General features: G+C 69.8%; 7 protein-coding genes. 4 read left to right on the top strand and 3 right to left on the bottom strand.

Annotation, left to right across the window (positions count from 1 at the left end):
* The first annotated feature begins 162 nt into the window (after window positions 1-162).
* From DMB66_RS19680 to DMB66_RS19690, 3 genes are read left to right on the top strand one after another with little or no spacing between them, the layout of a single operon-like run.
* Window positions 163-3,267 carry a BTAD domain-containing putative transcriptional regulator gene (locus DMB66_RS19680; protein ID WP_199752503.1) on the top strand — a complete coding sequence of 1,035 codons (3,105 nt, stop codon included), beginning with the start codon at window positions 163-165 and terminating at the stop codon, window positions 3,265-3,267.
* Window positions 3,264-4,451, top strand: a complete 1,188-nt coding sequence (locus tag DMB66_RS19685; RefSeq protein ID WP_125805557.1) for a PLP-dependent aminotransferase family protein — start codon at window positions 3,264-3,266, stop codon at window positions 4,449-4,451. Before DMB66_RS19680 ends, DMB66_RS19685 begins: the two co-directional genes overlap by 4 nt.
* Window positions 4,448-5,815, top strand: a complete 1,368-nt coding sequence (locus DMB66_RS19690) for an MFS transporter (protein ID WP_125805558.1) — start codon at window positions 4,448-4,450, stop codon at window positions 5,813-5,815. Before DMB66_RS19685 ends, DMB66_RS19690 begins: the two co-directional genes overlap by 4 nt.
* A 141-nt stretch (window positions 5,816-5,956) precedes the next feature.
* Here DMB66_RS19690 and DMB66_RS19695 read toward each other — a convergent pair whose 3' ends face one another.
* The 3 genes from DMB66_RS19695 to DMB66_RS19705 form a co-directional block, all read right to left on the bottom strand.
* Entirely contained in the window at window positions 5,957-6,943 is a 987-nt protein-coding gene (locus tag DMB66_RS19695; RefSeq protein ID WP_233624708.1) for an integrase core domain-containing protein, read from the bottom strand.
* 374 nt (window positions 6,944-7,317) lie between these two features.
* On the bottom strand, window positions 7,318-7,608 hold the full coding sequence (locus tag DMB66_RS19700; protein WP_125805559.1) for a hypothetical protein: 291 nt from the start codon (window positions 7,606-7,608) through the stop codon (window positions 7,318-7,320).
* A 364-nt stretch (window positions 7,609-7,972) separates the two neighbouring features.
* Window positions 7,973-9,211, bottom strand: a complete 1,239-nt coding sequence (locus tag DMB66_RS19705) for a hypothetical protein (RefSeq protein WP_125805560.1) — start codon at window positions 9,209-9,211, stop codon at window positions 7,973-7,975.
* Between the two features lie 18 nt (window positions 9,212-9,229).
* Between DMB66_RS19705 and DMB66_RS19710 the strand changes: the two genes are divergently transcribed.
* Window positions 9,230-10,164, top strand: a 935-nt coding sequence (locus tag DMB66_RS19710) for a DDE-type integrase/transposase/recombinase (RefSeq protein WP_148112752.1), incomplete at its 3' end; no start/stop codon positions are given.

Consider the following 10,164-nt stretch of genomic DNA (forward strand, 5'->3'; position numbering starts at 1 on the left):
GAACAGGCCCGCTCGGCGAACAACCGCGGCGGACCCGTTCGGCGGCGGCCGGCCCATCAGGTCGCCACGATCACCCGACGATCGCGGCAGTTTCGGCGTAACGGCGTCGACGTGCACCTACGGTATGATCCCGGAGCTGTGTCGATCCTCTCCTGGCCTCCCGTGCAACTCCAGATCCTGGGCCCGTTGCGGGTCTGGCGCGATGGTGCCGAAGTCGCCGCCGGCCCACCGCAACAGACTCTGCTCCTGGCCGTGCTCCTGGCCCGGGCCGGCCGACCGACCAGCACGAGCGAGCTGATCGACCTGCTGTGGGGTGACAACGCCCCCGCCAGCGCTCTGAACGTCATCCAGAAGTACATCGGTGCGCTCCGGCGGGTGCTCGAGCCGCAGTTGGCCAGCCGGGGGACCGGCTCGTTCCTGCAGCGTCGCGGGAACTCGTACCTGTTCACCGCCGCCCCGGGCATGCTGGACCTCGTCGACTTCCGGGAACATGTCCACGCCGCCCGGGCCGACCTGACCCGGCAACACCATCGAACGGCACTCGATCACTACGTCCAGGCGCTCGGCCTGTGGCGTGGCCCGGCAGGCAACGGCATCGCCGACGGGACCAGCGCGACGACGGTGTTCGCCGCACTCGACGAGGAGTTCTACGACGCGTGCACGGCAGCCGGCGAATGCGCGGTGTCGACAGGCGTGCCGGAACGCGTTCTCCCCGCGGTGCAGCTGGCCGCGTCGATGGCCCCTTTCCACGAGCCTGTCCAGGCCGGCCTCATTGACGTCCTCGGCGCCGCCGGACGCCAGGCGGAGGCGCTGGCGGTGTTCCGTACGGTTCGAGGCCGCCTCGCCGACGAGCTCGGTATCGATCCCGGCCCCGGGCTGGAAGAGGCACAGCGGCGGGTTCTCGCCAAACCCACTCCCCCGGCACCACCCCCAGCATCGCCGGAGCCTCCCACCGGCCTGGTCGGTCGCGTCGAGGAACTCGCCGTGCTGCGGCACACTGTCGAGACCGCCGCAGCGGGCGCGACGGCAATCGGCATCGTCGAGGGCGAGCCAGGGGTCGGCAAGACACGTTTGTTGGAAGAGGCCGCAGCAGTTGCCGGCCGATGCGACGCGCTCGTCGTCTGGGGCAGCTGCCTGGAGGGCGACGGGACGCCCTCGATGTGGCCCTGGGAACAGGCACTGGGTTCCATCGTCAACGTCCTGCCCGCGCCGGCACGAGAGAAGTGGCTGGCCAGCGAGCTCGCCATCCTCCTCACACCGCAGGACACCGCCGACCGGACGGTGCCCGACGGCAACGCCCAGTTCCGGCTGTTCGAGCAGGTCGTCGCCCTCATCGGCCAGGCTTCCGCCGAACAGCCGACGGTCTTGATCCTCGACGACCTCCAGTGGGCCGACGTGGCCTCGCTGCGCTTGTTCAGCCATCTTGCCGCCCGGCTGCCGCCGCGCACCGCGATCATCGGCGCGCTCCGCGACCGGGCGCCCACCCTCGCCACCGATCTCGCTCAGGTGCTGGCCGCCGCCAGCCGGCGGCCCGGCCACCGCAGGCTACGGCTCGGCCCTCTCGGTCTGGGCGACGTGACGGCACTCGTCCACCGGGAGACCGGCCACGATCTCGGCGACGCGGTCGTCCGGGCCATCCACGACCGGACCTCCGGCAACCCGTTCTTCGTACGCGAATTGTCGCGGCTCCTACACGAAGCCGGCCCGCACGACGCCGCCGCGTCCACCGGGGTTCCGTCCACCGTGCGCGACGTGGTCCGCGACCGGATGGCGGGACTCGACGACCGCGCACGTGACCTGCTGCACGTCGCCGCGCTCATCGGCCGCACCATCGACCTCCGGCTGCTGTCCAGCGCCGCTGGGGTGGGCGTCGCGGACTGCCTCCGGCGCCTCGAGCCGGTGCAGGCGCTCGGCCTGCTCGAGCCCAGGCCGGACGATCCGTCCTCGCTGACCTTCACGCACGACCTGGTTCGCGAGTCGGTCTCCGAGACCACGACCCAACAACAGATCGGGTGGCTGCACCTGCGCGTCGCAGACGCGCTCGAACGGATCCACGGCGGTGACGAGGCCATTGCCGAACGCCTCGCCTACCACCTGTGGGCCGCCGGACCGCTCGCCGAGCCCGCCCGCACGGCGGCCGCGCTGATCCAGGCCGGGCGCCGCGCGGCGAACAAACTCGCGTTCGAGGCGGCCAACCGGCAGCTGCGATCCGCCGCCCAGGTCACCCGCGCCTGCGGCTTGCACGAGCTGGAGTTGTCCGCCCTCACGCTGCTGGCCATCGTCGTCCGTCGAGAGTCGGGCTACGACGCCTCAACCTTCGAACTGCTGGAGCGGGCCGAGTATCTCGCGCGCACTCTCGACAGCGATGCGGAGGCCGCCGACTTTTTCTTCATCCGCGTGATGGGAGCCTTCACTTCCATCGAGGAAGGTCGTGGAGAATTGGCCCGCCAGATGTATGGACGCGGTCAGGTGTCGTCCGATCCGGCTGTGCGGCGCTACGGTCGGCACACGTGGGGCCTGCATCAATGGGATGTCGGCAACATCGGCGACGCGTACCGGATCTTGACCACGCCGGGCGAGGACGGGCCGGGCGAGGACACGCCGCTGCGCCGGGACGGCAGCATTCCGGGTGAAGGGCCCGGCTGGCGGGCAGTGATCACGGCGCTGCATGGTGACGTCGGTGAGGCGCTGGCGTTCGTCGACACCTGGGACGCCCCGAACGATCCGTACGCGGCCTCGGTCTGGGTCTACTACACCACCATGATCGCTTCCATGGCCGGCGACGCCGGCTTGGCGAAACACGCCGGTGAGCGGTGGTTCGCCGCCGGCCTCACCCGGCTGCGCTCTCAGCTCGAGCACTACATCCGGCAGTACTGGTGCTGGGCACACGCGCTCACCGGCGACGATCCCGCCGACTTCGCGGCCGAGGCCGAACAGCTCCTGGCCGTCAACCTGCTCGACCCACCGCAGTGGGGCATCGCCTACCACTACGGGCTCATCGGCGAGATGTGGCTGGCGGCCGGGTTGCCCGACCGAGCGGCCGCCGCCCTGGACCGGGCCGATCAGGCGGTCTGGCAGCACGGCCAGCGATACAGCGAAGGTCATCTCCTTCTGGTCAAGGCGCGCCTGGCGCAAGCCCGAGGGGAGCCCCTGCCCGCGGTCCGGGCTGCAGCCGGACGTGCCCTCGCGCATTCGACCGCTTCCGGCGCCTATCTGTTCGCGCGACGAGCCGAACGATTCCTCGCCGAACTGGGAGCTGCCGCATGACTGCCCTGTCCTCCCTCTCCCGCGGTCTCGCGGCGCCGAGAGGCTTCGTCGACGCCAGTTTCCACCCGCCACCCGGGGCGATCCGCCTGCTTGCCGGCATCCCCGCGCCCGAGGCGCTGCCGGCGGAGGCCATCGCGGAGGCGTCGGCGGAGCTGTGGCGCGACCATGACGCCGCGGCCGCGGCCGTGCAATACTCCCCGGCTCAGGGCTTCACCGGGCTGCGGGAGTGGATCGCCAGGCGAGAGGACGTCGACCCGCGCCGGATCGTGGTGACCAACGGCGGCATGCACGGCCTCACCCTGGCCGTGCTGACCGTCGTCGAGCGCGGCGCCACCGTCGCCGTGGACGATCCGGTGTTCCCGGGATTCCTGTGGGCCTTGGACGTCGCGACGACCCGGATCCTGCCGGTGCCGGTCCTGGCCGACGGCTTCGACGTCCAGCACCTCGCCGGGCGGCTCGCCGCCGGCGCGCGGATTGCCGCCGCGTACACCGTGCCCGACTTCCACAACCCGGCCCAGGCCAGCCTCTCCGCGGAGAAGCGGCACGGGCTCGTCGAGCTGGCCGAGCGGCACGGCTTCTACGTCATCGTCGACAACCCGTACCGGGAGCTGCGCTTCGCCGGGCAGGAGCTGGGCGTCGCGGCCTTCAACGAGTCGGACCGGGTCATCCACGTCAACACGTTCACCAAAACCCTCGGGCCGGGCTGGCGCGTCGGCTGGCTGGTGCTGCCCGAACACCTCGTGGAGCCGGTGATCCGGCTGCGCGGCCGCCTCGACGTACACACCTCCTCGGTGACCCAGGCGATCGTGGAACGGTTGGTCACCCGCGACGACCACTGGTACGACGGGGTCGTGCGCAGCGCCACCCGCCTGTACCGGGAGCGCGCCGGTGTGCTGGTCGACGCATTGCACGAACAGCTACCGGGCGCCTTCGAAATCCGCGCGCCCGAGGGCGGACTGTTCCTCTGGCCGCGCCTCACCGACGACAGCATCGACCCCGGCGCGCTGTTCCGGCGGGCGGCCGCCAACGGCGTGGTCTACCAGCAGGGAGAGTTCTTCGCGGCCGACCCGGAGCAGCTCTCCTCGGCGCGGCACCTCCGGTTCGCCTACAGCGACCGCACACCCGACGAACTCAACGAGGCCGTGCGCCGGCTGGCCGCAGCATTCCCAGGAGGCAGCCGATGACGAATGCTCGATTGCCGATGAGCGCGCTCGCCCCTTTCGCCGCCGGCTCGATCGGCATGGGCATCTGGGTCACGGTGCCAGGCATTTTCCTGCTGTATTTCCTCACCGACGTGCTGGCCGTGCCCCCGCTCGTGGCCGGCACCACCCTGCTGCTGGCCAACATCCTCGACGTCGTGCTGCACCCGTGGGCGGGCCGGCTCTCCGACACCGACCGTGCCCGCGGCGGCAGTCGCCGCCGGCTGATGTTCGCCGGCACCGCGGTCGTCCTCGTGTTCGTGGCCATGTTCGCAGTCCCGTCGGGCCTCCGCGGGACACCCGCCGTGGCGTGGGTCGCGGTGACGTTCGTCGCCGGCAACCTCCTCTACTCCGGCTATCAGGTGTCCTACCTGGCCACGCCCGCCGACCTCGGCATCGGCTACCACGAGCGGACCCGGCTGATGGGCTACCGCAACGTGGTGATCACGGTCAGCGTCCTGCTCGCCGGCGTCATCGCGCCGCTGCTCACCGGCGACGACCCGGGCGTCGGCGACTACACCCGGATGGCAATGTTGCTCGGCGCCGCCATGCTTACCGGGATGCTGGCCGGCATCCTCGGCGTCGCCCGCCTCAACCGGGCCGCACCGGGCACCCCGGTCGACCACGGACACCGCGGCGGACTGCTGGTGGCCTTGCGCGACCGGCACTTCCGCGCCCTGACCGCGTCCTACCTGACCGTGGCGATCACGATGAACCTGGTGCTGGCCGCGATGCCCTACTTCGCCGAGTACGAGATGGGCCGCGCCAACCTCACCTCGACACTCGTCGCCGCGTTCATGGCACCGGCGGTCCTCGCCACACCCCTCTGGGTTCTGGTGGCCCGGCGGTTCGGCAAACAGCGCAGCCTCCTCGCCGCCCAGGGCGCGTTCGTCGCCGGCTCGCTGGCGCTGGGCTTGGGCGCACAGGCCGGACTGCCGCTGATCATCGGGACCGTGGCAGTACTGGGCGTCGCGTTCGCCGCGATGCAGCTGATGCCGCTGTCCATGGTGCCCGACGTGATCGCCTCCGCCGGACGCGGCGGAGCCGCAAGCGCCGGCAGCTACACCGGTGTGTGGACCACAGCGGAGGCCACCGGGGGTGCGCTCGGCCCATACCTCTTCTCGGCCTGCCTGGCCGTGGGCGGTTTCGCCGCCAGCGGCGCCGGCGAACAGATTACCCAGACTCCCGACGCGCTGACCGCAGTCCGCTACGGCTTCACTCTCGTGCCGGCCGCCCTCATGACGGTCGCCATCGTGCTCCAACGGCGCTACACGCTGGACAACGCGGCGTCCGCCGGTGAAGTCACCTTGGCAGCCAGCGGACAGTCCCGCGTTCCGCCTTCCCGATGAACGGCGCCGTTCCCCGCGAAGCATCCTTGCTGTCGCTCTGCTTGAGTACGCGCCGCAATCGAGCTGCCAACAGCCGAAGGTCAACCCTGTACCGTGCCAAAACTGCGTTGGCTGCTGTGAACTGGGGTTTTGAAGATCGGTTCAGGCTGCTCGGTGGTACTCGTTGATCACGCCGCCGAGGCGTTGTCGGCGTCGTATCGGGGCGTCCATCGCGATGACGACGGCTGGGTCGTGGTTCTGTGGCAGTTGCTGTCGGCCTTGATGGGGGCGGTAGTTGTTGAAGTGGTCCACGTACTCGCCGGCCACAGTTCGGGCGTGTCGTTCGTCGTAGATCAGCAGCCGGTCGGTGCACTCCTCGCGGAGGCTGCGTCCCCAGCGTTCGATGTAGCAGTTCGCCCGCGGTGTCTGTGCCGGGATCTTGACCACGGTGATGCCCTCGGCGGCGAAGACCTCGTCGAACGCTGCGCTGTACTTGCCGTCCCGGTCGCGGATCAGGAAACGGTACCGGCTGGTCTGTTGGTCGAGGTCCATGACGAGGTTGCGGGCCTGCTGGACGGCCCAGGCATGATCCGGGTTGGCGGTGACCCCGAGTAGATGGACGCGGCGGGTGGCCACCTCCATCACCGCCAGCACGTACAAGCGTCGTAGCAGGATCGTGTCGACGTGGAAGAAATCGATGGCCAGCAGGCCGTGCGCTTGGGCACGCAGGAACGTCCGCCAACTGGTGTCCACGGTTCGCGGTGCCGGGCCGGGTCGCCGGGCGGCGAGGAGGCGCCGGATCGTGCCCACGCCGACATGATGGCCCAGCCGTAGCAGTTCGCCCTGGATGCGTCGATGTCCCCATCGGGGGTTCTCTCGGGCGAGGCGTCGGATCAGGTCGCGGATCTCGTCGCTGATCGGCGGCCGGCCGGTCTTGCGTGGGTGGGTCCAGTGCCGGCGCAGCAGCCGCCGGTGCCAGCCGAGCAGCGTGGCGGGGGTGACCAGCCGGTAGGCCCGGACGGCGGTGGGCAGTAGACGGGCCAGGGCCGACAGGACAGCCCGGTCCGGCCAGGACAACCGAGGCCGACCCTTCAACTGCCGGCGCAGCACCGCCACCTCATGGCGCAGGGCGAGGACCTCCGCCAGCAACGCGGTGTCGCCTCGGACAGCAGCCCCAGAGCGCCGACCAACCGGATCACCATCAGGTAAACCAGCCGAACCACCACACCGATGGTCCTCGACGCAAACCGGGAAATCCCAGCTCACCGTGTGTGCGACGAGTTCTGGCACGGTACAGGGTCCGGCGACGATGCCGAGCATGGTCACCGCGCGGAGGACAAGCGCGGCGTACTCGGCGGTCAGGGGTGCGGGCAGGCTGTGGGCGATGCCGTGGCGCAGGTTCGCGCCCCAGGGACCGGCGAGAAGCCGGTTGAGGAAGTCCGCCCACGACTCGTCTAGGGCGATCTCCGTGAGTTTGTCGAGCAGGATGTACAGGCCGGGGTAGCCGCCAGGGGTGGTGGTGGCTACGGCGCGGAGATGCCTTCGTCGAGTTCGAGGAGCAGGGGGCGGGCGGCGGCCTCAACTTTCGGCGTGGCCAAGTGGATGCAGGATTCGGTGTCGTGGTGCCAGAAGTGGCGCATGGCCTTGGCGAGGCTGCGGGCCAGGGCCAGGGCCTGGTCGCGGGCGCCGCGGCTGAGCAGGCAGGTGACGAGGTTGTCCTCGGTGGGGATGCCGTAGCGGTCGGCGAGGCGGGTCAGGCCTTCGGCCAGGAGCCGTCCGTAGTTCTCGGCCCGGATCTGGGCGACGAAGCTCATCTCGTGCTTTTCGAAGTCTTCACCCCGAGGAAGGCGCCACCGAACACATCGACCTCGACCATCTCCCCCACCTCAGCACCTTCATCGACCACTGGGTGTCCGACACGGCCCTGGCCCTGGCCCTGGCGCGGTAAGCGGAACCAGGCCAGCACACGGTGCCGGCGTGCTGGACCGGCGTGGCGCTGGCATCCTTCTGGCAGCCAGCGCCATGGGCGCCCTAGCGGCGCTGGCATCGCACAGGTCTCCAGCAACTTCCGTATCGCGCCAGCGGGGTACAGAAATCGGCGTGTTCTAGCGAGGGAAGATACAAGGCGGTGCGGATCGCCCTTCCTGCGCACTTCCGAGCCGGCCCACCAGAAGCTCCTCAGCTACCCGGCTGACGGATTGCGGCGCCCGGATCGGTGCTCTGCTCAAGAGCCGTCCACCACTCCTCCAGCTCATCGACCCGGCTCTGGAGTGCGGCGTTCGCCGCCCGGGCCGTCGCCAGTTCCTCGGTCAGCGCACCGATCGGCCCGGAGGCGGTCAGGGCGTCGAGCCAGCCAGCGACCAGCCGATCCTCAGCGGCGACCCGGCGGAGCGCGGAGGCGATCACCTCCGGTGACAACTCAGCCACGAACTCTCTCGGGAGCGTGAGCAGGCGAGCGACCTCGCCGAGGCTCCGCGCGGCGCTCATCTGGCGCCGAAGGCGCTCGGCGGACGGCACCGCCGGTTCGGCCGGTATCGCAGCCGCGATCGGCTTGGCGGGAGAAGGAGCGGCCTTCGACACAGGCGCGGGCGTAGGTGCCGGCTCCGGGTCAGGCTCCGCCTCTGACGGGAGTTCGGGAAGGTCGTCCCCCACCCAGGCGTAAGCCAGAGTGTCACCCTTCTGCCGTCGGACGACATTTGGCCACTTGGGCAGAACCGCCAGCGCGCGGGGCCCGTGCCGGGCCCAGGTCTCGTTCCGGAGACCGAGCTCGGCCAGACGCTCCCGGATCTCTCGCACCTTCAGCGGGACCGACGACTCGGCCAACAGGTGGAGAACCACCGCGAGGGGCTCTTGGGCGAAGACGGCGTGGAACAGCCGGGAGTCGGACAGAGCCAGGAAACGCAGCGAATCCCTCGTCGCGACGTGAACGCCGGCGCCCCGTGGGACAAGCTCTTCCTCATCGGTGTCATCCCACTTGACCTGATAGTTTGTCCCGTCATCCGCGAGGATCGATCCGGCTCGGGTTCGGCGTACGCCGAACGAATCGGACACCCGGACAAGACCCTGATCTGCGCTCACGAATGCGACTGTAATGGTTATCGTCGCGGCCGGGGCGCCGGCCGGAGCCAGCCCATCCTGGCCAGGCTCATCGGCCGTGTGCGCCCAGCGCCGGCTTGGCGGAACAACTCTGAGAGGAGATGGGCGCGCTTGCCAGCCGCCCGTACGGACAGATCGGTGAGCTTGCCACTCGGTTCGAGGTCGAGCGTGAACGTGTGCCCGTCCCAGGGCTTCCTGGACGCTGTGGGTGCCGAAAACCTCATCCACGCTGGTCACAGTCATCTTGATCACCGAGGCCAGGAGGCAGGTGCCGACACGGATCCTCTCGGCTGAATCGCGACGGCGCTCTACGTCGAGCACTGCGCGACGATGACGAGTGTGCTGTTTCGACTGGCCTACCTCGGCGTGACCAACGCCCTCGCGCTGCTACGGCTGCTACCGATGAGCGACGGCGACAAGGACGCCGAGATCCTCGCGCTCCGGCACCAGATCATGGTCCTCGAGCGACAGCTGTACGGCGCCCGGCCCCGGTTCACCCCAGCCGATCGGGCCTGGCTGGCAGCCCTGCTGTACCCGCTACCACGAACCGTACTGGACCGTCTGCGGCTGCTGGTATGCCCGGAGACGGTCCTACGCTGGCACCGGGACCTGATCGCCCGCCGGCACGCCCGGATCTCCCGGCCCCGCCAGATCGGGCGACCACGAACGATCCAGTCGATCCGCACGTTGGTGCTGCGCCTGGCCCGAGAGAACAGCAACTGGGGCTACCGCCGCATCCACGGCGAACTGCTCGTGCTGGGCGTCAAGGTCGCAGCCTCCACCGTCTGGGAGATCCTGAAAGAGGCCGGTGTCGATCCGACGCCCCAGCGCACCAGCAGCACCTGGGCCGCGTTCCTGAACTCCCAGGCCCACGCCGTCATCGCCGCCGACTTCTTCGAGACGACCACGCTGACCGGCGCCCGCCTCTACGTACTCGCGGTCATCGAGCATGCCACCCGCCGCATCCGGATCCTCGGCGCCACCGCGCACCCGACCGCTGGCTGGGTGGCCCAGACCGCCCGCAACCTCGTCATGGACCTCGAAGACACCGGCTGCCAGGTGAAATACCTGATCCGCGACCGTGACCGCAAGTACCCGGCCCTGTTCGACACCGTCCTGGCCGACGCCGGAATCGATGTCGTGCTCACCGGAATACGGACACCCCGGATGAACGCGATCATGGAACGCTGGGTACGAACCTGCCGCCGCGAACTCCTCGACCGCACTCTGATCCTCAACCAGCGGCACCTGCTGCACGCGCTGCGCGAGTACGA

The organism is Actinoplanes sp. ATCC 53533, assembly GCF_003947245.1.

Coding starts and splice junctions, on each gene's coding strand:
- DMB66_RS19685 (WP_125805557.1), top strand. CDS start 3,264: ATGACTGCCCTGTCCTCCCTCTCCCGCGGTCTCGCGGCGCCGAGAGGC.
- DMB66_RS19690 (WP_125805558.1), top strand. CDS start 4,448: ATGACGAATGCTCGATTGCCGATGAGCGCGCTCGCCCCTTTCGCCGCC.
- DMB66_RS19700 (WP_125805559.1), bottom strand. CDS start 7,608: ATGAGCTTCGTCGCCCAGATCCGGGCCGAGAACTACGGACGGCTCCTG.